This is a genomic window from Massilia timonae (assembly GCF_001866515.1).
Classification (GTDB): Bacteria; Pseudomonadota; Gammaproteobacteria; order Burkholderiales; family Burkholderiaceae_D; genus Telluria; species Telluria timonae.
Genome location: NZ_JRYB01000001.1, coordinates 2399414 through 2421625 on the forward strand (window position 1 = coordinate 2399414; position 22212 = coordinate 2421625).

At 65.7% G+C, this 22212-nt stretch carries 21 protein-coding genes; 10 read left to right on the forward strand and 11 right to left on the reverse strand.

The features are described from left to right. Positions 1-11 precede the first annotated feature (11 nt). The 4 genes from pyrR to LO55_RS10390 are packed head-to-tail and all read left to right on the forward strand — an operon-like array spanning position 12 to position 3574. Positions 12-542, forward strand: a complete 531-nt coding sequence (gene pyrR, locus LO55_RS10375; protein WP_005665324.1) for a bifunctional pyr operon transcriptional regulator/uracil phosphoribosyltransferase PyrR — start codon at positions 12-14, stop codon at positions 540-542. Beyond that, positions 523-1497, forward strand: a complete 975-nt coding sequence (locus LO55_RS10380; RefSeq protein WP_005665326.1) for an aspartate carbamoyltransferase catalytic subunit — start codon at positions 523-525, stop codon at positions 1495-1497. Before pyrR ends, LO55_RS10380 begins: the two co-directional genes overlap by 20 nt. After that, entirely contained in the window at positions 1494-2786 is a 1293-nt protein-coding gene (locus LO55_RS10385) for a dihydroorotase (RefSeq protein WP_071361398.1), read from the forward strand. The genes LO55_RS10380 and LO55_RS10385 overlap by 4 nt, the downstream gene beginning before the upstream one ends. Positions 2787-2842: 56 nt before the next feature. Continuing rightward, positions 2843-3574, forward strand: a complete 732-nt coding sequence (locus tag LO55_RS10390) for a lysophospholipid acyltransferase family protein (RefSeq protein WP_071361399.1) — start codon at positions 2843-2845, stop codon at positions 3572-3574. On the opposite strand, the gene LO55_RS10395 is transcribed toward LO55_RS10390, so the two are convergent. Beyond that, the gene (locus LO55_RS10395) at positions 3571-4419 is read right to left on the reverse strand and encodes a symmetrical bis(5'-nucleosyl)-tetraphosphatase (protein WP_071361400.1); all 849 of its coding nucleotides are present in this window, start codon (positions 4417-4419) and stop codon (positions 3571-3573) included. The two genes, LO55_RS10390 and LO55_RS10395, sit on opposite strands and share 4 nt — an antisense overlap. A 313-nt stretch (positions 4420-4732) precedes the next feature. On the opposite strand from LO55_RS10395, the gene LO55_RS10400 reads away from it, so the two are divergent. From LO55_RS10400 to LO55_RS10425, 6 genes are all read left to right on the forward strand, one after another. Further along, the gene (locus LO55_RS10400; RefSeq protein ID WP_071361401.1) at positions 4733-5827 is read left to right on the forward strand and encodes an MraY family glycosyltransferase; all 1095 of its coding nucleotides are present in this window, start codon (positions 4733-4735) and stop codon (positions 5825-5827) included. A 101-nt stretch (positions 5828-5928) separates the two neighbouring features. Continuing rightward, a complete protein-coding gene (locus tag LO55_RS10405; RefSeq protein ID WP_071363755.1) occupies positions 5929-6240 on the forward strand; it encodes an H-NS histone family protein in 312 nt (103 codons plus the stop codon). Positions 6241-6480: 240 nt separating this feature from the next. Further along, on the forward strand, positions 6481-7863 hold the full coding sequence (locus tag LO55_RS10410; protein ID WP_071361402.1) for a phosphomannomutase/phosphoglucomutase: 1383 nt from the start codon (positions 6481-6483) through the stop codon (positions 7861-7863). A gap of 9 nt (positions 7864-7872) precedes the next feature. Next, positions 7873-8853 (forward strand): lipopolysaccharide heptosyltransferase I, encoded by a 981-nt coding sequence (waaC, locus tag LO55_RS10415; protein ID WP_071361403.1) that lies wholly within the window; start codon positions 7873-7875, stop codon positions 8851-8853. Further along, positions 8850-10148, forward strand: a complete 1299-nt coding sequence (gene waaA, locus LO55_RS10420; protein ID WP_071361404.1) for a lipid IV(A) 3-deoxy-D-manno-octulosonic acid transferase — start codon at positions 8850-8852, stop codon at positions 10146-10148. Before waaC ends, waaA begins: the two co-directional genes overlap by 4 nt. 155 nt (positions 10149-10303) lie before the next feature. Next, positions 10304-10765 carry a YcxB family protein gene (locus tag LO55_RS10425; RefSeq protein WP_143054497.1) on the forward strand — a complete coding sequence of 154 codons (462 nt, stop codon included), beginning with the start codon at positions 10304-10306 and terminating at the stop codon, positions 10763-10765. A gap of 54 nt (positions 10766-10819) precedes the next feature. Here LO55_RS10425 and LO55_RS10430 read toward each other — a convergent pair whose 3' ends face one another. The 10 genes from LO55_RS10430 to miaB form a co-directional block, all read right to left on the reverse strand. Beyond that, positions 10820-11719 carry a M48 family metallopeptidase gene (locus LO55_RS10430; protein ID WP_071361405.1) on the reverse strand — a complete coding sequence of 300 codons (900 nt, stop codon included), beginning with the start codon at positions 11717-11719 and terminating at the stop codon, positions 10820-10822. Positions 11720-11760: 41 nt separating this feature from the next. Beyond that, the gene (locus LO55_RS10435) at positions 11761-12501 is read right to left on the reverse strand and encodes a lysophospholipid acyltransferase family protein (RefSeq protein ID WP_071361406.1); all 741 of its coding nucleotides are present in this window, start codon (positions 12499-12501) and stop codon (positions 11761-11763) included. A 55-nt stretch (positions 12502-12556) separates the two neighbouring features. Next, the gene (gene gmhB, locus LO55_RS10440; protein WP_071363756.1) at positions 12557-13141 is read right to left on the reverse strand and encodes a D-glycero-beta-D-manno-heptose 1,7-bisphosphate 7-phosphatase; all 585 of its coding nucleotides are present in this window, start codon (positions 13139-13141) and stop codon (positions 12557-12559) included. Between the two features lie 34 nt (positions 13142-13175). Beyond that, complete coding sequence (gene glyS, locus LO55_RS10445) at positions 13176-15284, reverse strand: glycine--tRNA ligase subunit beta (protein WP_071361407.1); 2109 nt, start codon at positions 15282-15284, stop codon at positions 13176-13178. 17 nt (positions 15285-15301) lie between these two features. Further along, positions 15302-16213 (reverse strand): glycine--tRNA ligase subunit alpha, encoded by a 912-nt coding sequence (gene glyQ / locus LO55_RS10450; protein ID WP_071361408.1) that lies wholly within the window; start codon positions 16211-16213, stop codon positions 15302-15304. 203 nt (positions 16214-16416) lie between these two features. Next, complete coding sequence (gene lnt / locus LO55_RS10455) at positions 16417-17997, reverse strand: apolipoprotein N-acyltransferase (protein WP_071361409.1); 1581 nt, start codon at positions 17995-17997, stop codon at positions 16417-16419. Beyond that, positions 17997-18875 carry a CorC family transporter gene (locus LO55_RS10460; protein WP_005665342.1) on the reverse strand — a complete coding sequence of 293 codons (879 nt, stop codon included), beginning with the start codon at positions 18873-18875 and terminating at the stop codon, positions 17997-17999. The genes lnt and LO55_RS10460 overlap by 1 nt, the downstream gene beginning before the upstream one ends. A gap of 93 nt (positions 18876-18968) precedes the next feature. Then, on the reverse strand, positions 18969-19436 hold the full coding sequence (ybeY, locus tag LO55_RS10465; protein WP_071361410.1) for an rRNA maturation RNase YbeY: 468 nt from the start codon (positions 19434-19436) through the stop codon (positions 18969-18971). After that, on the reverse strand, positions 19411-20505 hold the full coding sequence (locus LO55_RS10470) for a PhoH family protein (protein WP_071361411.1): 1095 nt from the start codon (positions 20503-20505) through the stop codon (positions 19411-19413). Before LO55_RS10470 ends, ybeY begins: the two co-directional genes overlap by 26 nt. Continuing rightward, positions 20502-21863, reverse strand: coding sequence for a tRNA (N6-isopentenyl adenosine(37)-C2)-methylthiotransferase MiaB (gene miaB / locus LO55_RS10475; protein ID WP_071361412.1), 1362 nt, complete (start codon positions 21861-21863; stop codon positions 20502-20504). Before miaB ends, LO55_RS10470 begins: the two co-directional genes overlap by 4 nt. Positions 21864-22212 lie beyond the last annotated feature (349 nt).

A 22212-nucleotide genomic window follows, 5' to 3' on the forward strand; every position in this document is an offset into this window, starting at 1 on the left:
TTCTCAACCCTATGCCAACAACCAATCTCAACCTCGACGCCGAGGCGCTCTACCGCGAGCTGCTGGGCCAGGTCCGCGCGGGCCTGGACGGCGTGCCCGACGCCGCCATCGTCGGCATCCATTCCGGCGGCGCCTGGCTGGCCGAGCGCCTGGCGCGCGACCTCGATCTCACCGCTCGCCTGGGCTCGATCGACGTGTCGTTCTACCGCGACGACTATGCGCGCAAGGGCCTGCATCCTGACGTGAAGCCGACCCATATCCGCTTCCCGGTCGACGGCGCCACGGTGGTGCTGGTCGACGACGTGCTGCAGACCGGCCGCACCACGCGCGCCGCGATCAACGTGCTGTTCGACTATGGCCGGCCAAGCTGCATCAAGCTGGCCGCGCTGGCCGACCGCGGCGGGCGCGAGCTGCCGGTGGCGGCCGATTTCGCCGGCGCGCGCGTGTCGCTCGCGGCAAACCAGTCGCTGTGCCTGCAGCGCGACGAAACAGGCCAACTCTCGCTGACCATCGAAGAAGACAATGCCGACCCTGCACAATAATCCGCAACTGAACAAGAACGGCGAGCTGCAACACCTGCTCACCATCGAGGGACTCAAGAAGTCGCACATCGACCACATCCTCGACACCGCATCGAGCTTCGTCGGCATCTCCGACCGCGAAGTCAAGAAAGTCCCGCTCATGCGCGGCAAGAGCGTGTTCAACCTGTTCTTCGAAAACTCGACGCGCACCCGCACGACCTTCGAGATCGCCTCGAAGCGCCTGTCGGCCGACGTCATCAACCTGAACATCCAGGCTTCGTCGACCACCAAGGGCGAGTCGCTGCTCGACACCATCGACAACCTGGCCGCGATGCACGCCGACATGTTCGTGGTGCGCCACGCGCAATCGGGCGCGCCCTACATGATCGCCCAGCACCTGAACCGCACCCGCTCGGACGTGCACGTGGTCAACGCCGGCGACGGCCGCCACGCCCACCCGACCCAGGGCCTGCTGGACATGTACACGATCCGGCACTACAAGAAGGACTTCACCAACCTGCGCGTGGCCATCGTCGGCGACATCCTGCACAGCCGCGTGGCGCGCTCGGACATCCATGCGCTGACCACCCTCGGCGTGCCCGAAGTGCGCGCCATCGGCCCGCACACGCTGCTGCCGGGCGGCCTGGAACAGATGGGCGTGCGCACGTTCACCAACATGGACGAAGGCCTGAAGGACGTCGACGTCATCATCATGCTGCGCCTGCAGAACGAACGCATGAGCGGCGCGCTGCTGCCCTCGGCGCAAGAGTACTTCAAGAGCTATGGCCTGACGCCGGAGCGCCTGGCGCTGGCGAAACCGGACGCGATCGTGATGCACCCGGGCCCGATGAACCGCGGCGTCGAGATCGACTCGGCGGTGGCGGACGGCGCCCAGGCGGTGATCCTGCCGCAGGTGACTTTCGGGATCGCGGTACGGATGGCGGTGATGAGCATTTTGGCAGGAACCCACGCATGAAACTTCATATCAAGAACGGGCGAGTGATCGACCCGGCGAACGGCATCGACGCAGCGCAAGACCTGTTCATCGCCGACGGCAGGATCGCGGCGCTCGGCGCCGCCCCGGCGGGCTTCAACGCCGACCAGACCATCGACGCGACCGGCCTGGTGGTCGCCCCCGGCCTGGTCGACCTGTCGGCGCGCCTGCGCGAGCCGGGCTACGAATACAAGGCCACGCTCGAATCCGAGCTGCAGGCAGCGATGCAGGGCGGCGTGACCACGCTGGTGTGCCCGCCCGACACCGATCCGGTGCTCGACGAACCCGGCCTGGTCGAGATGCTCAAGCACCGCGCGCGCATGCTCGACCAGGCCAATGTGCACCCGCTGGGCGCGCTGACCGTGGGCCTGAAGGGCCAGGCGCTGACCGAGATGGCCGAACTGACCGAAGCCGGCTGCATCGGCTTCGCCCAGGCCGAGGAACCGATCCTGGACACCACCGTGCTGCTGCGCGCCATGCAGTACGCCAAGACCTTCGGCTACACCGTGTGGCTGCGTCCGCAGGACGCCCACATCGGCCGCGGCGGCGTGGCCCACAGCGGCCCGCTGGCGTCGCGCCTGGGCCTGTCGGGCGTGCCGGTGATGTCCGAGACCATCGCGCTGCACACGATCTTCGAACTGATGCGCGCCACCGGCGCGCGCGTGCACCTGTGCCGCATCTCGTCCGCCGCCGGCCTGGACCTGATCCGCGCCGCCAAGCAGGAAGGCCTGGACCTCAGCGTCGACGTCGGCGTGCACCACCTGCACATGACCGACGCCGACATCGGCTTCTTCGATTCCAACGCGCGCCTGACCCCGCCGCTGCGCTCGCAGCGCGACCGCGACGCGATCCGTGCGGCCGTGCTGGACGGCACCGTGGACGCGGTCTGCTCCGACCACACCCCGGTCGACGACGACGAGAAGCTGCTGCCGTTCGGCGAAGCCTCGCCCGGCGCCACCGGCCTGGAACTGCTGCTCAGCCTCACGCTCAAGTGGGCCGAAGACCAGCAGCATGGCGTGGATGGCGACAAGGCGCTGGCCGTGGCGCTCAGCCGCATCACGCGCGACGCGGCCCGCATCGCCGGCCTGCCGGCCGGCACCCTGGGCGTCGGCGCCGCGGCCGACGTGGTGCTGTTCGATCCGAACGCGCGCTGGAAAGTGGAGGACAAGACCCTGGCCAGCCAGGGCAAGCACACGCCTTTCCTCGGCTATGAACTGGCCGGACAGGTCAAGGCCACCATCGTGCGCGGCCGCGTGGCGTACCAGCGCTGATCCACCCGGGACGGCGGGCCTGCCATGACGCCGCCGTCCTCACCGTGTTTGCTATCTTGAAGATCCGCCTTGCCTGGCGCCTTGCGCGCGTCGTCGTCCACCTGTGCGAGGGCCTGGCGACCTGCGCGCTGGTGTTTCCCTTCGTGTCGTCCAGCCGCCGTGCGCGCCTGACCCGCGGCTGGTCGCGCCGCCTGTTGCGCCTGTGCCGGGTCGAGGTCGACCATGTCGGCGGCGTGCCGGCCCTCGAGCACGCGCTGGTGGTGGCCAACCACGTGTCCTGGCTCGACATCTTCGTCATCAACGCCCTCGATCCCTGCCGCTTCGTGGCCAAGGCCGAGATCCGTTCCTGGCCGGTGATGGGCTGGCTGGCGGCCGGCGCCGGCACCGTGTTCATCGCGCGCGGCAACCGGCGCGAGCTGCGCCACGTGTTCAAGGGACTGGTCGAGGTGCTGCAGCAAGGGGAACGGGTCGCCTTGTTCCCCGAAGGCACGACCGGCCTGCAGGGCGCGGTGCTGCCCTTCCACGCCAACCTGTTCGAGGCCGCGATCGATGCCGGCGTGCCGGTGCAGCCGTATGCGCTGGCCTATGTCGATGCCGCTGGCGGCCTGCACCCGTCGATCGAGTACGTGGGCGACACCACCTTCGTCGACAGCCTGCTGCGCATCCTGCAAGGCCCGCCCGTAAAGGCGCGCCTGGCCTGCCTGGCGCCGCTGGACAGCGTTGGCGCGCACCGGCGCGAGCTGGCGCTGGCGGCGCAGGAGGCGGTGGAAGCCGCCGTGCGCGTCTAGCGCTTCTTGCCGCCGTGTTCCCGGTACTCGGGACAATCCACCTGCAGCAGCGTGCGGTCGTCCAGGCACACCGCCGTCAGCTTGCCGCCCCACACGCAGCCGCTATCGAGGCCGATCAGGTTCGGCCGCTGCACCAGGCCCAGCGCCGACCAGTGGCCGAACACCACCGTCACATCCTGGGTGCCGCGCTGCGGCAGGTCGAACCAGGGCAGGAGGCCGCTGCCGGCCGGGCCGGCGTCGCTTTCCTTGTGCTTGAAGTCCATCGTGCCGTCCGGCGCGCACAGGCGCATGCGGGTGAGGGCGTTGACGATGCAGCGCAGGCGGTCGATGCCCACCAGGCCATCGTCCCAGCGGTCCGGCAGGTTGCCGTACATCGCGCCCAGGAAATCGATCCAGCCCTCGCCGCGCAGCGCGGCCTCCACTTCGGCGGCCAGCGCCATGGTCTGGCGCGCGTCCCATTGCGGCGCCACGCCGGCGTGCACCAGCAGGTGGGCGTCGACGAACATCGCCAGCGGGCGCTGGCGCAGCCAGGCGATCAAGGCGTCGCGGTCGGGCGCGGCCAGGATCTCGTCGAGGGTGTCGGAGCGGCTCAGGCGCTGGGCGCCGGCCGCCACCGCGATCAGGTGCAGGTCGTGGTTGCCGAGCAGGGCTTCGATGCGCCCGCCGCTCGATTCCGACAAGGCCTTCATGCGCCGCAGCGCGGTGAGCGAATCGGGACCGCGATTGATCAGGTCTCCCACGAACAGGATGCGCGCATCAGGGCCCGCCGTCTCGAAGATCCGGTCGAGGAGCAGTTGCGCTTCGTGCGCGCAACCCTGGAGGTCGCCAATGGCATAGGTTTTCATATTTTTCGAGATTGGCCCGTGAAGCTGTCGTTGTTGCTTTTGCGGATACTAAATGATTTTACCCGCCGGCGCTGTCGCCGGACACCGCGCTTGTGGTTCCCTGCGCCTGTCTCGTGCCCGAAATGCGCGCGCATCGGCATTTTTTGACTCGCTTCCAACACTGCGTGCGCGTTAAATACGTGCGCCCGGAAATACCGGTCCATTCCGGTACAATGAATCCGGCTTCCCTCCCGTGAATAGCGTGCACTGGCCATTCCATTTGCCAACCGCCGCTGCCCGAGGCTCCACATACAGGCATCGAAAGAAAACAATAATGTTCTCGTTTTTCGTGAGCTTCCTTTCCTGCGCATTGCTGACGCTGCTGGTTATCAAGACCGCGCGAAAACATGGGCTGGGGCTCGATGGCGATTTTGGCGGCGTGCAGAAAGTGCACTCGCATGCGGTCGCGCGTATCGGTGGCATTCCGATTTTCCTTGCGGTGGTGGTGGCGTCCGGGATTTCGATCCTGCGCGAGCCGCAAATGATGGCGTGGCTCGCCACCCTGATTGCCTGCGCCACGATCGCGCTCGCCGGCGGCATCGCCGAGGATTACACCGGCCGCGTTTCGCCGCTGCGCCGGCTGGCGCTGACGATGGTCGCGGCGGCCCTCGGCTACTGGCTGCTCGACGCGCGCGTCGGCCGGCTCGACCTGCCGTGGGCCGTGCTGCCGATCGAGGCGCTGTGGATCGTGCTGCCGCTGACGATGCTGGCGGTGGCGGGCATCGCCAACGCCATCAACATCATCGACGGCTTCAATGGCCTGGCGGGCGTGATCAGCATCTTCATGCTGCTGTCGCTGTCCTACGTGGCGCTGCAGGTGGGCGATATGTTCGTGCTGGTGGCGGCCCTGATCGTGGCCGGCGCCACCGCCGGCTTCCTGATCTGGAACTATCCGGTGGGGCTGATCTTCCTGGGCGACGGCGGCGCCTATTTCATCGGTTTCCTGCTGGGCGAGCTGGCGCTGCTGCTGGTGATGCGCAATCCCGGCGTGTCGACCTGGTATGCGGCGCTGTTACTGATTTATCCGGCTTTCGAAACGATATTCTCCGCTTATCGCCGCATGTTTGTGCGCGGTAAGTCGCCGGCGATGCCGGATGGTATTCACCTGCACAGCTTGATATTTCGCCGTATCGTGCAATGGACGGTAGGGCCGCGCGAAGCACGCGCATTGATGAAGCGCAATGCGCGGACTTCTCCTTATTTATGGCTGTTTTCACTGCTGGCCGTGATACCGGCAACGGTGTTCTGGAAAAACACCACGGCCCTGATGTTCTTCTGTTTGTTGTTCATAATCAGTTACCTCTGGTTGTATGGCCGTATTGTTCGATTCAAGTCCCCACGTTGGCTTTTTTTAAGCAAGAAGGACTAGTCCGTGTTTATTGTTGTATTATATTGCGACATTTAGTGAGAATTCACTAGATTCGGTAATTGCTGAATCTGCATTTAATCTTTAACGAACGAGGAATGATGATGGATCTGTCGAATATGTCCGTAGGCGATTTGCGCAACCTGCAGGAGCAAATCAAGCAGGAGATGAAGAAGCGTGAAGTCCAGGAAGTGCAAAAAGCACGCGACCAAATCCTGGCCATCGCCCAAAGCGTCGGCATGCCGCTGAAAGACCTGATGGCCGCCACCGGCCGCGGTTCGAAAGGCGCCACCGTCGCCGTGCGCTATCGTCACCCGGACGATTCCAACCTGCAGTGGACCGGTCGTGGCCGCCAGCCGAAGTGGGTCAAGGAATGGGTCGAAGGCGGCAAGTCGATCGACGATCTGCGCGTCTGATTCCATTTCCCCTGCGCTGAGGAACCTCACTTCCGCAGCGCAGGCGGTGGCGGCATGCCGCCAGGCGCCGGGCGCTTTCCACGCCGCCCGTTCTTCGCCGATCCTCCGCGCGCCAATCCCACGGCGCCAGCGCTTGCCGGTACAATAGCAAGCGATTTTTTATCATTCCTCCAACATCCGGCGATGACCACGGTCGATCCAGCGACCGGTGCATGCCTCTCAAGAATTCCAAGGAAGAACATGGTTGCTCTCTCGAAAACGATTTTCAAGGCCTATGACATTCGCGGCATCATCGGCAAGACCCTGGATGCGGGGATCGCGCGCCACATCGGCCGTGCCTTCGGCGCCGCCGCGCTGGCCAAGGGAGAGCGCAAGGTCGTGATCGGCCGCGACGGCCGCCTGTCGGGCCCGGAACTCAGCGCCGCCCTCAGCGAAGGCCTGCGCGACGCCGGCGTCGACGTGATCGATCTGGGCATGGTCGCCACCCCGATGGTGTATTTCGGCACCAACGTGCTGGAAACGCGCTCGGGCATCATGGTCACCGGCAGCCACAACCCGCCCGACTACAACGGCTTCAAGATGGTGATGGCGGGCGAGGCGATCTATGGCGACGCCATCACCGGCCTGCACGACAGCATCGCTGCCTACGACGGCGCGATCGCCGACCAGCGCGGCGGCTACAGCACCCACGACATCCGCGCCGCCTACATCGAGCGCATCGTCGGCGACGTCAAGCTGGCGCGTCCGATCAAGATCGTGGTCGACTGCGGCAACGGCGTCGCCGGCGCCTTCGCGCCCGAGCTGTTCACCCGCATGGGCGCCGAGGTCGTCGAGCTGTTCTGCGAAGTCGACGGCACCTTCCCGAACCACCACCCGGACCCGGCCCACCCGGAAAACCTGCAGGACGTGATTCGCGCGCTGCAAGAGACCGACGCCGAGATCGGCCTGGCCTTCGACGGCGACGGCGACCGCCTGGGCCTGGTCACCAAGGATGGCCAGATCATCTTCCCGGACCGCCAGATGATGCTGTTCGCGGCCGACGTCCTGTCGCGCAACCCGGGCGCCGAGATCCTGTACGACGTCAAGTGCACGCGCCACCTGGCGCCCTACATCGAGAAGAATGGCGGCAAGCCGCTGATGTGGAAGACCGGCCACTCGCTGGTCAAGGCCAAGCTGAAGGAAACCGGCGCCCCGCTGGGCGGCGAGATGAGCGGCCACATCTTCTTCAAGGACCGCTGGTACGGCTTCGACGACGGCCTGTATGCCGGCGCGCGCATGCTCGAGATCCTGACCAAGGGACCGAATCCGTCGGCGCTGCTCAACGGCCTGCCGATCGCCAGCAGCACCCCGGAACTGCACCTGCACCTGCAGGAGGGCGAGAACTTCGCCCTGATCGACCAGCTGCGCCGTGACGCCAAGTTCCCGACCTCGGAAAAGATCAACGACATCGACGGCCTGCGCGTCGAGTACGCGGACGGCTTCGGCCTGGCGCGTTCGTCGAACACGACCCCGGTCGTGGTGCTGCGCTTCGAGGGCGAGAATCCGGAAGCGCTGGCGCGGATCCAGTCCGAGTTCAAGAGCGTGATCCTGGCCGCCAAGCCGGATGCCGACCTGCCGTTCTGAGGTGATCGCTTGAAGATTCTACTTGTGCGGGTGTCGTCCCTGGGCGACGTGCTGCACAACCTGCCGATCGTGGCCGACCTGCTGCGCCGCCATCCGGGCGCCACGATCGACTGGGTGGTCGAGGAAGGCTACGTCAGCCTGGTGCGCCTGAATCCGCACGTGCGCAAGGTGATCCCCTGGGCGCTGCGGCGCTGGCGCAAGAGCCTCGGCAAATCCGGGACGCGCGCCGAGATCCGCGCATTCTTGCGCACCCTGCGCGAGGAAGAATACGACTATGTGTTCGACACCCAGGGCCTGCTCAAGACCGGCATCATCATGGGCGCCGCGCGCGTTCGCAAGGGCGGCAAGAAGGTCGGCCTGGCCAACGGCAGCGAAGGCTCGGGCTATGAAGGCGTCTCGCGCATCTTCCATACCGACAGCATTCCCCTGAGCCCGCGCACCCACGCGGTGGCGCGCGGACGGCTGGTGGCCGGCGCGGCGCTCGACTATCCGGTCGATACGGCGCCTGATTTCGGCCTGCCGGCGCCGGATGCGTCGCAGCGTCCGGCCTTCCTGCCGGCCGAAGACTACGCCGTGTTCTTCCACGGCACGGCGCGCGCGGCCAAGAAGTGGGCAGACGCCAACTGGATCGCGCTCGGCAAGGCGCTGGCGCCGATGCCGGTGCTGCTGCCCTGGGGTTCGGAGGCCGAACGCCGGGACGCCGAGGCGCTGGCCGCCGGCATCCCGAACGCGCGCGTGCTGCCCAGGCTGTCGATGATGGACGCCGTGACCCTGGCCCAGCATGCGCGGCTCGCGGTCGGCGTCGACACCGGCCTGACCCATATCGCCGCCGCTTTCGTGCGGCCGACGATCGAGATCTATTGCGATTCGCCGAAGTGGAAGACCGAGGGCAACTGGTCCGAGCGCATCGTCAACCTGGGCGAGCTGGGTGCGCCGCCATCAAGCGACGAGGTGGTGGCGGCCGCGCGCCGCCTGCTGGCCGCGCCATGAACCGCGCGCTGTATTCAAGCCTGTGGTGGCTGGCCCTGCCGGCCGTGCTGGGCCGCCTGTGGTGGCGTGGCCGCAAGGAGCCGGGCTACCGCGCGCACTGGGGCGAACGCCTGGCCCTGATCGGTCCGGCGCCGAGCGAACGTCCGACCATCATGGTGCACGCCGTCTCGGTCGGCGAGACGCGCGCCGCCGAACCGGTGGTCGACGCGCTCCTGGCGGCCTATCCCGACTGCCGCATCCTGCTGACCCATATGACGCCGACTGGCCGCGCCACCGGACAATCCCTGTTCGCCCACCATGGCGAGCGCGTGGTGCAAAGCTACCTGCCGTACGACACCGGGTTGATGACGCGGCGCTTCCTGCGCCGCCATCGCCCGCGCGCCTGCATCCTGATGGAGACCGAGGTCTGGCCCAACCTGATCCACGCCTGCAATCGGCTTGCTGTGCCGGTCGTGTTGGCCAATGCCCGCCTGTCCGAAAAATCCCTGAAGCGTGGCCGCAAGGCGGGCGCCGTGATGCGGGAGGCGGCGCGCGGCTTCACCCTGGTCGCGGCCCAGACCGAGGTTGACGCCGAGCGTATCCGCTCGCTCGGCGCGCCGAACGTGGAGGTCACCGGCAGCGTCAAGTTCGACGTGACGCCGCCGCCGGCGGCGCTGGAAAAGGGCGACTGGCTGCGCAGCCGCATCCGCTCCGGCGGCCCCGAGCGGCCCGTGTTCCTGTGCGCCAGCACGCGCGAAGGCGAAGAGGCGTTGATCCTCGACGCCTGGCGGCGGATGCCCGACAAGCCGGCCGGCGCGCTCCTGGTGATCGTGCCGCGCCATCCGCAGCGATTCGACGAAGTCGCTTCCCTGGTCGCGGCGCGCGGATTCACGCTGGCGCGGCGTTCGCAGTTCGGGATTGACCACGGCGTCGACCATGGCGTGGGCGGCGCCGACGTGCTCCTGGGCGATTCGATGGGCGAGATGTTCGCCTATTACGCGGCCTGCGATTGCGCGTATATCGGCGGCAGCCTGCTGCCGCTGGGCGGCCAGAACCTGATCGAGGCCTGCGCGCTGGGCAAGCCGGTGCTGGTGGGCGAGCATACCTTCAACTTCCTCGACGCCACCAATGAGGCGGTGGACGACGGCGCCGCGCTGCGGCTGCCTGACGCCGACGCGCTGGTGGCGGCGGCCGTGCGCCTGCTGCGCGACGGCGCGGCGCGGGTGGCGATGGGGGAAAAGGCGCTGGCCTTCGCGCGCCGCCACCGCGGGGCGACCCTGCGCACTGTTGAACTCGTGCAACGGCATATCCGGTAGGTTTTGTTACCATTCCAAACTGCACGGTACAAAACAAAAGGGGATGCGCCATGTTGTCGTTCAATCACCCGAGGCCGGTCGGTAGTGGGAAGCCCGCGGTTTTGCCAACTTCGGTACTGGTCCAGGAACAGGCGGCAGAGGCGCTGGAGGCGATCATGACCGCAGCACCGACCGAAGTCCCGGCATCGCCACCCGCTGGCGTTGCGCTCCCGCCGCTGGATGCGCTGCACTTTTTCGTGCGCTATTCGCTGCGCGAGTACACCAGTTTCATGTGGCAGCATGGCGGCTTCCTGATCCGCCGCCGGCGCGTGCGCTGGCCGGCCAGCCTGCTCCTGCGCCTGAGAAGCACCTTCAGCGCGGCCCTGAACTTCGTCCTGCTCGGACGCGGGCGCCGCACCTATGAGTTCACCATCGACGAACACGGCATCGTACGCACCAGCGGCGGCGTGACCCTGATCGGCTGGGAAGACGTGGCCGCCGTGCGCACCTATTCGCGCGGCTTCATGATGGTGCTCAAGCGCGGCACCCTGCCGATTCCATTCCGTTGCCTGTCCGAGGGACAGGTGGCCGCCATGCGCGAGCTGGCGGCGGCGCGGCACGAGCTGGCTTTGCGCTGATTTTTTCCCGGCCTGCGGGCAGTGTTGGACGCGTGGACGGGGGACCCGTCCACCCTACTCGAACAACGCCGGCATCTCGTGCGAACGCTTGCGCAATGCCAGGCGCGCGCCGTCGTAATCCGGATACACCTCGCCCACCGTGGCCCAGAACGCCGGGCTGTGGTTCATCTCGCGCAGGTGGGCCAGTTCGTGCGCCACCACGTAGTCGATCAGCGCTGGCGGATAATGGATCAGGCGCCAGTTGAGGCGAATGCTGCCGCCCACCGTGCACGAGCCCCAGCGCGAGCCGGCCGACGACAGCGTGAAGCTGTTGTAGCTCACGCCCAGCTGCGGCGCATAGTGATCGAGGCGCTCGCGGAACAGGCGCTTGGCCTCGGCCTGGAACCAGATCTTCACTCGTTCCTTGAGCTGCCATTCGGACAGCCCCGGCACCACGCCGATCCACAGCTCGTTGTTGGCGGCGTCGAACCGGCAGTGGCTGCGCTCCGCTTCCTCGAGGCGCAGCACGATGTCGCCGCCCAGGTAGGGCAGGCGCGCGCCATCCTTCCATTCGACAGGCAGCCGTTGCTGGCGCTGGTCGCGCCGTTCTCCCCGTTCGAGCAGCTTGGTGACGATCCAGCGCTGCTTGGCGCGCAGCGCGTTGTCGATCTCTTCGAGCGTCACGCGGCGCGGCGCCGTCACGCGCAGGCCGTCGTCGTCGATGGTGAAGCCGATCGAGCGCCGCGACGAGCGGCGCAAGGCATACTCGATGGTGTGGTGGCCGAGGACGATGCGTTTCAGGGGAGGGTCTTGCGGGCCGACGGGCGGCGAGGGGAGCTTGATGCGGGGCGGCGCCGGCGGCGCCTTGAACAGCGGCTGCGCGGGCGGCGCAGGCTTGTCGGAAGGCTTCAGCGCCGCAAAGAATTCTTGCGCGAACAACTCCAGCTGATGCCCGTCGACCTTCGCCGAGGCCATAGTCTGAGGCCTCGACTCACGAATCTGGGCGCTGACGTCGCTCAACCACCTTTGTAGGCGTGGGGCGAAATGACGCGCATTTCGGATTCTATCCAATTTTCTACCTCTTGCATCAGGCTGTCGGGGGTATGGCCTTCGGGCGAGATCGGCTTGCCGATCGAGACCGTGATCAATCCGGGCCGTTTGATGAATGAATTCTTGGGCCAGCACTCGCCCGAATTATGCGCGATCGGCACCACGACCGCTTGGGTTTCCACAGCCAGGCGTGTGCCGCCGCTCTTGTACTTGCCCTTCTGGCCGACCGGGATGCGGGTGCCTTCGGGGAACATGATGATCCACTGGCCGTCGGCCAGGCGGCGCTTCCCGTGGCGCACGACCGAACTGAAGGCGTTCTTGCCCTGCTTGCGGTCGATCGGGATCATGCGCAGCAAGCCCATGGCCCAGCCGAAGAAGGGGATGTACAGGATTTCCTTCTTGAAGACGTAGACCAGCGGCCGCGTGAGATTGGGCAGCAGGAAGATCGTTTCCCATGCCGACTGGTGCTTCGAGAGCACGATGGCCGGCGCGTCGGGCAGGTTCTCGTAGCCCTTGAATTCGTAGCGGATGCCGCAGATGACGCGCGCGCACCAGATGATGAAGACGTTCCAGCGCGAGGTGAACCAGAAGCGCTTGTTGTACGACAGCGGCGCTGCCAGGAAGCAGAGGGAGGCCCAGATGACGGTGGCGACGATCATGACGATCGTGAACAGCAGGGAACGCAGGAACAAACTGAAGTTACGCAAAGGGGCTCCGGACAAATCGATCTGGTTCTGGACTGGACTGCGAATTTTTTATTGATTATGCAGGCTGCGCGCCGGTTGTGCCAGAGGCGGCGCTCGACGGAGATCCCGGCTTGAGGAAGGCGGTCACCATCGCCGCCAGGTCCGGGAACACCTGGGTGCCGGGCGGCAGGCCGCCGGTGGCCTCGGTCTTCTCGCCCTTCCCGGTCAGCACCAGGTAGGGCGTGCAGCCGCGGTTGAAGCCCGCCTGCAGGTCGCGCAGCGAGTCGCCCACGGTGGGCACGCCCTTGAGATTGACCTTGAACCGCTTGCCGATCTCTTCGAACATGCCCGACTTGGGCTTGCGGCAGTCGCAGCCGTCGATCGCCGCGTGCGGGCAGAAGAAGATGGCATCGATGTCGGCGCCCACCAGCTGGGCCGCCGCATGCAGCTTGGCGTGGATGGCGTTCAGGGTCGCGATGTCGAACAGGCCGCGCGCGATGCCCGACTGGTTGGTCGCGACGACCACCCGGTAGCCCGCCTGGTTCAGGCGGGCGATCGCTTCGAGCGAGCCGGGAATCGGGATCCATTCGGCCGGCGACTTGATGAAGTCCGGCGAATCGTGGTTGATCACGCCATCCCGGTCGAGGATGATGAGCTTCATCGCCCGCTCTTCCTTGTCGCGCTCCTTGCCCATCTTATGCCGCCAGCTTCGAGATGTCGGCCACGCGGTTCATCATGCCGTGCAGCGACGCCAGCAGGGCCAGGCGGTTGTTGCGCAGCTTGACGTCGTCGGCCATCACCATCACGTCGTTGAAGAAGGCGTCGACCTGGTCGCGCAGCTGGGCCAGGGTCTTGAGCGTGCCGGCAAAATCGCCCGCGGCGAAGGCCGCGTCGACTTCGGGCTGCACGCGGGCGACGGCGGCCGCCAGGTCCTTCTCGGCCTGGTCCTGCAGCAGGGCTGGGTCGACCGCGGCGTCCTTCGGCATCGCTTCCTCGTTCTTCTTGAGGATGTTGGTGATGCGCTTGTTGGCGGCGGCCAGCGAGGCCGCCTCGGGCAGCGCCGCGAAGGCCTGCACCGCTTCCAGGCGCTGCACCACGTCGTCGACGCGGTCCGGGTCCTGGGCCAGCACCGCCTCGACCTCGTTCGGCGAGAAGCCGCGCTCGCGCAGCATGCCGCGCAGGCGGTCGAGCATGAAGACGGTGACTTCCGCGCGCGGGTCGCGCAGCGATTCAAAGCGCGCCGGCTCGTCGGCGAAGGTGGTCATCGCGTCGGCCAGCATGTCGGCGATCGACAGCGGCAGGCGCTTCTCGACCAGCATGCGCATGATGCCCAGCGCGTGGCGGCGCAGCGCGAACGGATCCTTCTCGCCGGTCGGCTGCAGGCCGATGGCCCAGATGCCGACCAGGGTTTCCAGCTTGTCGGCCAGGGCCACCGCGAGGCCGGTATTGGTCGCTGGCAGGGCGTCGCCGGCGAAACGCGGTTGATAGTGTTCGGACGCCGCGCGCGCGACGTCGTCATGCTCGCCGTCGTGGCGCGCGTAGTACGTGCCCATGATGCCCTGCAGCTCCGGGAACTCGCCGACCATGTCGGTGAGCAGGTCGGCCTTGGACAGGCGCGCGCCGCGCTCGGCCAGCGCCGCGTCGAAGCCCAGGCGGGTGGCGATATAGGTCGCCAGCTTGGTGACACGCTCGCTGCGCTCGGCCTGCGAGCCCAGCTTGTTGTGGTAGACCACGCTGGCCAGTTGCGGCAGGCGCGACTCCAGCGTTTTCTTTTTGTCCTGCTCGAAGAAGAACTTGGCGTCCGACAGGCGCGGGCGCACCACGCGCTCGTTGCCGCCGACGATGGCGGTCGGGTCATCGGTCGCGATGTTCGACACGATCAGGAAGCGCGAACGCAGCTTGCCTTCGGCGTCGGTCAGCGCGAAGTATTTCTGGTTGGTCTGCATGGTGAGGATCAGGCATTCCTGCGGCACGGCCAGGAATTCTTCCTCGAAGCGGCATTCATAGACCACCGGCCATTCGACCAGGGCCGCCACTTCGTCCAGCAGCGACTCGGGCATCAGGACCTGGTCGGCGCCGGCTTTCTCGAGCAGCTGGGCGCGGATGCTTTCCTTGCGCGCTTCGGCGGACGAGAGGACCTTGCCTTCGGCTTCCAGCACTCGGGCGTAGTTGTCGGCATGGTCGATCGCGATCGGGCCGCCGTGCGACAGGAAGCGGTGGCCCATCGTGGTGCGGCCGGCGGCGAGGCCCAGCAGGGACAGCGGCAGCACCTGCTCGCCATGCAGCGCGATCAAGAGGTGCACCGGGCGCACGAACTGCACGGTGTCGCCGCTCGGGCGCTGGTAGCTCATGACCTTCGGGATCGGCAGCTTGGCCACCGTCTCGGCCAGCACGTCCTGCACGGCGCCTGCCAGCAGGCTGCCGGCGGCCGGATAGGTGTAGAAGAAGCTCTCGGCCTTGCCGTCCTGGGCGCGTTCGAGCTGGTCGACGGTGAGGTCGGGGAAGCCCAGCGCGGCCAGTTTCTTGGCCAACGGCGCGCTCGGATTGCCTTCCTTGTCGAGGGCCACGGAGACAGGCAGCACCTTCTCGCGGATCGATTTGTCGGGCGAGGTGCCGCGCACATTGGTGATGGACACGGCCAGGCGGCGCGGAGTGGCGTGGGTGGTGATGGTGCTGTCGGCTTCCAGGAAGTCGCGCGCCTTCAGGCCATTGGCGATGCCGGTCGCAAAGGCCGCGCCCAGCTTGACGAGCGCCTTCGGCGGCAGTTCTTCGGTCTGCAGTTCGACGAGGAGTGTTTGGTTCATGGTCTGTTCTGTTCTTTTCAAGCTGCTTGTTCGGCCTTGGGCGCCATGGGGAAGCCCAATTTTTCGCGCGAATCGTAATAGGCTTGCGCCACCAGGCGCGACAGGGTGCGCACGCGGCCGATGTAGGCGGCGCGCTCGGTCACCGAGATCGCGCCGCGCGCGTCCAGCAGGTTGAAGCTGTGCGAGGCCTTCATGATCTGCTCGTAGGCCGGCAGGGTCAGTTGCAGCTCGACCAGGCGCTTGGCTTCGGATTCGTGGTTATTGAAAGCCTGGAACAGGATCTCGGTGTTCGAATGCTCGAAGTTGTAGGTCGATTGTTCGACCTCGTTCTGGTGGAACACGTCGCCGTAGCTCAGGGTCTTCTTGACGCCGTTTTCTTCCCACTCGGTCCACACCAGGTCGTACACGTTCTCGACGCCCTGCAGGTACATGGCCAGGCGCTCGATGCCATAGGTGATCTCGCCCAGCACCGGCTTGCAATCGAGGCCGCCGACCTGCTGGAAATAGGTGAACTGGGTGACTTCCATGCCGTTCAGCCAGACTTCCCAGCCGAGGCCCCAGGCGCCCAGGGTCGGGCTTTCCCAGTCGTCCTCGACGAAGCGCACGTCATTCTTCTTCAGGTCCAGGCCCAGCGCCTCGAGCGAACCGAGGTACAGGTCGAGGATGTTCTCGGGCGCCGGCTTCAGGGCCACCTGGTACTGGTAGTAATGCTGCAGGCGGTTCGGATTCTCGCCATAGCGGCCATCCTTCGGGCGGCGCGACGGCTGCACATAGGCGGCGCGCCACGGCTCCGGGCCGATCGCACGCAGGAAGGTGCCGGTGTGGAAGGTGCCCGCGCCGACTTCCATGTCGTAGGGCTGGAGCAGTGCGCAGCCCTGCTTGTCCCAGTAGGACTGCAGGGTAAGGATGATTTGTTGGAATGTGAGCATCTCGAATGGGACGGGGCTGGTGGGCCGCGAACACGGTATGTTTGCCAAATGACTAATTCTACTGAATTTTTGCGCCCCTCTGGGGGGCGATTTCACGTAGGGTGGACGGCTTCGCCGTCCACGCGGTGATAGTTGGCTGCAAAATCATCTGGCACGATCAGGAAACGATAACAATCGACGCGTGGAAGGCGGAGCCTTCCACCCTACGACGTTGCGGACTTTTGGCGGTAGCGGCGGCCCGCGAACCACGCACCGAGCAGCATCAAGCCGCCCAGCGTCAGGAAGGCGGCATTGCCGAGGCGGATGAACGGCGTCATGCCGCGCGCGCCGCGCACGGTCGCGCTCAGGACGCCGTCGGTATAGAAGGGCAGCACTTGCGTGATGTTGCCGCGGTGGTCGATCACGGCGGTGGCGCCGTCGTTGGTCGAGCGCAGCATCGGACGGCCCGTTTCCAGGGTGCGCATGCGCGAGATCTGCAGGTGCTGCGGGATGGCCACCGACTGGCCGTACCACGACAGGTTCGACACGTTCAGCAGCAGGGTCGCCGGGTGCTGCGCGTTGCGCAGCTGGTAGGCGATCTCTTCGCCGAACACGTCTTCGTAGCAGATATTCGGCAGCACCCACTGGTCCTTGACCTGGAACGGAGCCTGCAGCGCGGCGCCGCGGGTGGCGTCGCTCAGCGGGATGTTCAGGATGTCGGTGAACCAGCGGAAGCCCGGCGGGATGAATTCGCCGAACGGCACCAGGTGCGCCTTGTCGTAGCGATAGGGCCGTGGCTCGGGGCCCATCGCGATCAGGCTGTTGCCGTATTGTTCCGGGCCGTCGAACAGCGGCATGCCGATCGCCAGCGTGCTGCCGGTGCTCGTGGCATAGCGCTGCAGGCCGTCCAGGTAGCCGTCCGGCAGATTGTGCGGAAACACGGGCAGGGCGGTTTCCGGCGTCGCGATCAGGTCGGCCGGGGCCGCCGTGATCATCGCCTGGTAGCGCGTCACGATGCTGGTCAGGAATTCCATATCGAACTTCCTGTCTTGCGGGATATTGCCTTGCAGTAGACGCACGCTGATCGGCTGGCCGGTCTCCTGCGTCCATTCGACCGTGCGCAGGCCGGCGCCCGCCAGCAGCAGGCCGGCCAGCAGGCCGATCGCCGGCCAGCGCGCGCGCTGGGTCAGCATCGCGATGCAGCCGGCGCCGACGCCGACCAGGATGCCGAGGCCGTACACGCCGATCAGCGGCGCGAAGCCGGCCAGCGGCGCCAGGTCGTGGGCATAGCCCGACGAGGCCCAGGGGAAACCCGTGAACACCCAGCCGCGCAGCCATTCGGACACGCCCCACAAGGTCGGCAGCACCAGCAGCAGGAAGGCGGCCACCGGCAGCGACCAGCGCTTGCGCAGCCAGCTCGCCACGCCGGCGGTGAAGGCGGCGAACAGGCCCATGTACAGGCCGAGCAGGACGATCGCCACCACCGCCAGCAGCACCGGCAGGTGGGCGAAACGGGTCATGAGGACGGACAGCCAGTGCATGCCGGCGACCGACCAGCCGAAGCCGAAGGCCCAGCCGATCAGGGTCGCGCGCTTGACCGAATTGCCCATGCCGACCTGGTAGAACAGCCAGGCCAGCGACAGGAATTGCAGCGGCCACCAGCCGAAGGGCTGGAACGACAGGATGGATGAACCGCCGGCCAGCGCGGCGGTGAGCAGCAGCAGAAGCGAAGGCTTGCTGCCGCGCAGCGCCGCGCGTTCGGCCAGTTCCGCCGCGGTCAAAGGCTGGGTCCGGCGGCGCAGCATCAGTCGCGTTCGTCTTCCAGCGATGGCAACCGTTCGACCAGCAGGACGTGGATCTGGCGTGCGTCGGCGCGCAGCACCTCGAAGCGCAGGCCGTGCAGGTCGACCACTTCGCCCTTGTGCGGCATGTGGCCCAGGTGGCTGGCGATCAGGCCGCCGATGGTGTCGACCTCATCGTCCGGCAGTTCGGTGCCGAGCTCCTCGTTGAATTGCTCGATCTCGGTCAGCGCCTTGATGCGCCAGCGCGGGCCGTGCTGGCCTTCGCGGATCGAGATGATGTTGTCTTCTTCTTCGTCGAAGTCGTATTCGTCCTCGATGTCGCCGACGATCTGCTCGAGCACGTCCTCGATCGTGATCAGGCCGGCCACGCCGGAATACTCGTCGACCACGATCGCCATGTGGTTGTGGTTGGCGCGGAAATCGCGCAGCAGCACGTTCAGGCGCTTCGATTCGGGAATGAAGACCGCCGGGCGCAATTTGGTGCGCACGTCGAAAGATTCTTCGGCGTAATAACGCAACAAATCCTTGGCCAGCAGAATGCCGACCACCTTGTCGCGCTCGCCTTCGATGGCGGGGAAGCGCGAGTGGGCGGTTTCGAGCACGTAAGGCATCCATTCCTCGATCGGTTTCGTGATGTCGATCACGTCCATCTGGGAACGGGGAACCATGATGTCGCGCGCCGACAGGTCGGACACCTGGAACACGCCCTCGATCATCGACAGCGCATCGGCGTCGAGGAGGTTGCGTTCGTGGGCATCGTGCAGCACTTCGAGGAGCTCTGCGCGATTTTCGGGCTCGGGGGAGATGAAGGCGGTCAGCCGCTCCAGCAGTGACCTGTGGGGTTTGGCGTCCGGTCGGACGTCACTGGGATACTCGGGCATAGTTGGCGGGAAGCCGTTGTTGCAATGGGGTGTAGGATACACCAAATAGGGGTGCGCCCAGTATTTACACGAGTGCGCACCCGACTGCCTGCATCAATCAGCGTATGGATCCGGGAAGCCCAGCACCTCCATGATGTCGCGCTCGAACTGCTCCATTTCTTCGGCGTCATCGTCGTTTTCGTGGTCCCAGCCCTGGGCGTGCAGCACGCCGTGCACGACCAGGTGGGCCGCATGTTCCTCGACCGTTTTCTTTTGCTCCTCGGCCTCGCGCTGCAGCACGTCGGTGCACAGCACGATGTCGGCCTGGGTCGGGTCGTCCTCGCCCAGCTCCTCTTCTTCGTTGTAGGCGAAGGTGAGCACGTTGGTGGCGTAGTCCTTGCCGCGGTAGGCCTTGTTCAGGGCCTGGCCTTCCTCGGCATCGACGAAGCGGATGGTCAGCTCGGCCGGGCCGAGCAGGGCCGCCTCGACCCAGCGCTGCAGCTTGGCTTCGGTGATCTCGCCTTCGAGGCGGTGATCGGCGAACTGAACTTCCAGTTCAAGTGGATGTTTTTTTTCTTGCATTTTTCACCGGGGTCGGTTTGGGGAGGGCGGCCAGTTCCTGGACCGAAGTATCTTTATCGTATGCATCGATGATACGCGCCACCAGCGGGTGGCGCACCACGTCGGCGCTCGAGAACTGGGTGAAGGCGATGCCGCGCACATCCTTCAGCACGTGCATGGCGTCCACCAGGCCGCTGCGCTGGGTCTTGTGCAGGTCGACCTGCGTCACGTCGCCGGTGACGACGGCCTTGCTGCCGAAGCCGATCCGGGTCAGGAACATCTTCATCTGCTCGACGGTCGTGTTCTGGGCTTCGTCCAGGATCACGAACGCGTGGTTCAGGGTGCGCCCGCGCATATAGGCCAGCGGCGCGATCTCGATCACCTGCTTCTCGAACAGTTTCTGGGTACGGTCGAAGCCCAGCAGGTCGTACAGCGCGTCGTACAGGGGGCGCAGGTAGGGATCGACCTTCTGCGCCAGGTCGCCCGGCAGGAAGCCCAGGCGCTCGCCGGCCTCGACGGCGGGACGGGTCAGGATGATGCGCTTGACGGCGTCGCGCTCGAGGGCGTCGACGGCACAGGCCACGGCCAGATAAGTCTTGCCGGTGCCGGCCGGACCGATGCCGAAACTGATGTCGTGGTTCAGCACCGCGTTCAGGTACTGGATCTGGTGCGGCGTACGGCCGCGCAGGTCGCTGCGTCGGGTCTTGAGGAGCGGGCTTTCGAGGCTTTCCGGCGCGGCTTCGGCTTCGACGTCGGTTTCTTCAGGGGCGTCGGCCCTGGCGGCCGGGGCGGCATCGGGATCGGTGGCGCGCGGCTTGAGGCCGGCGCGCTGCTCGACCAGGGCCAGTTGCACCTCTTCGATCGGCACGACCTTGTTGGCGACCGCATAGAAGCGTTCCAGCAATTCGACGGCGCGCTCGGCATTGGCGCCGCTGACGATGAATTTCTCGCCGCGGCGGAAGATCGTGACGTCGAGCGCGGCCGAGATCTGGCGCAGGTTCTCGTCGAGCGGGCCGCACAGGTGGGCGAGCCGCGTATTGTCGAGCGGCTCGGGAGTGAAGTACGAGGGCAGGGTTGGCTGTGTTTTCAACTGGCTTTGGCTATCGTATCGAGGTTGGCGACGAGTTCGCCGCGCAAATAGTAATCGTGGCTGGCGACGATGCGCACGTCGGCCAACTGGCCGATCAGCGAGGCATTCGTCGAGTCCAGCGGGAACAGAACCACGCGGTTGTTCTCCGCGCGGCCCTGCAATTGGGTGGCGTCCTTCTTGGCGACGCCTTCGACCAGCACCCGCTGCACGGTGCCGACCATGGCGGCGCTGTGCTTGCGGGTGTTCAGGTCGATCAGGGCTTGCAGGCGCTGCAGGCGCGCCAGCTTGACCTCGTGCGGGGTGTCGTCTTCGAGGTTGGCGGCCGGCGTGCCGGGACGCTTGCTGAAGATAAAGCTGAAGCTATTGTCGAAATTCACGTCCTCGACCAGCTTCATCATGGCCTCGAAGTCGGCCTCGGTCTCGCCCGGGAATCCGACGATGAAGTCGGACGAGAACGTCATGTTCGGGCGCACCGCGCGCAGGCGGCGGATGATCGACTTGTATTCGAGGCCGGTATAGCCGCGCTTCATGGCATTGAGCACGCGGTCCGAGCCATGCTGCACCGGCAGGTACAGGTGGCTCACCAGTTGCGGGATCCTGGCATAGGCGTCGATCAGGCGCTGGCTGAATTCCTTCGGGTGGCTGGTGACGAAGCGCAGGCGCTCGATGCCGGGAATCTCGGCAATGTATTCCAGCAGCAGGGCGAAGTCGGCGGTGTCGCCGCTTTCCATAACGCCGCGGAAGGCGTTCACGTTTTGGCCCAGCAGCATGATTTCCTTCACACCCTGGGCCGCGAGGCCGGCGACTTCGGTCAGCACGTCCTCGAAGCGGCGCGAGACTTCCTCGCCGCGGGTATAGGGCACGACGCAGTAGCTGCAATACTTGCTGCAGCCTTCCATGATCGAGACATAGGCGACCGGACCTTCAACCTTGGCTGGTGGCAAGAAGTCGAACTTTTCGATCTCGGGGAAGCTGATGTCGACCTGGGACTTGCCCGACTGGCGCCGGTCCTGGATCAGCTGGGGCAGGCGGTGCAGGGTCTGCGGGCCGAACACCACATCGACATAGGGCGCGCGCTTGACGATGGCGTCGCCTTCTTGCGACGCGACGCAACCGCCCACGCCGATGACCAGCTCGGGATTCTTGCGCTTGAGTTCCTTGATACGGCCCAAGTCGGAGAACACTTTTTCTTGCGATTTTTCGCGGATCGAGCAGGTATTAAACAGGATCACATCCGCGTCTTCCGGCGTGTCGGTGCGCACCAGTCCATCGGAGGCGCCAAGGACGTCGACCATCTTGTCCGAGTCGTACTCGTTCATCTGGCAGCCGAAGGTTTTGATAAATACTTTTTTTTGCATGGAATTGCTAGTTGGGGGCGAGCGCGGCATCGACAAGGCGTGGACGGGAGCCAGTTTACCGTAATTCGGCATGGACCCCGTCGGCCACCGGTGTGGCTGTTTTAATGCTGCGCGGAATGGTTAATTTCTTTACCTAAAGTAATTGTATTTATGCTCAGATTGTTAAATGTATGCTAGCGAACATACTCTATTATTCGTGATACATAGCTTTGCTGTCATGAAGTGTTTCCCTATGTAAATCAACGACTTCTGAGTGGATTCCGATTTACAAAATTTATCCAAGAAATCTCTTGCGTGCGCCACAATTGAGCCCCATGTGCTGAAATGCAAACGTGACAAGCTTTCCACA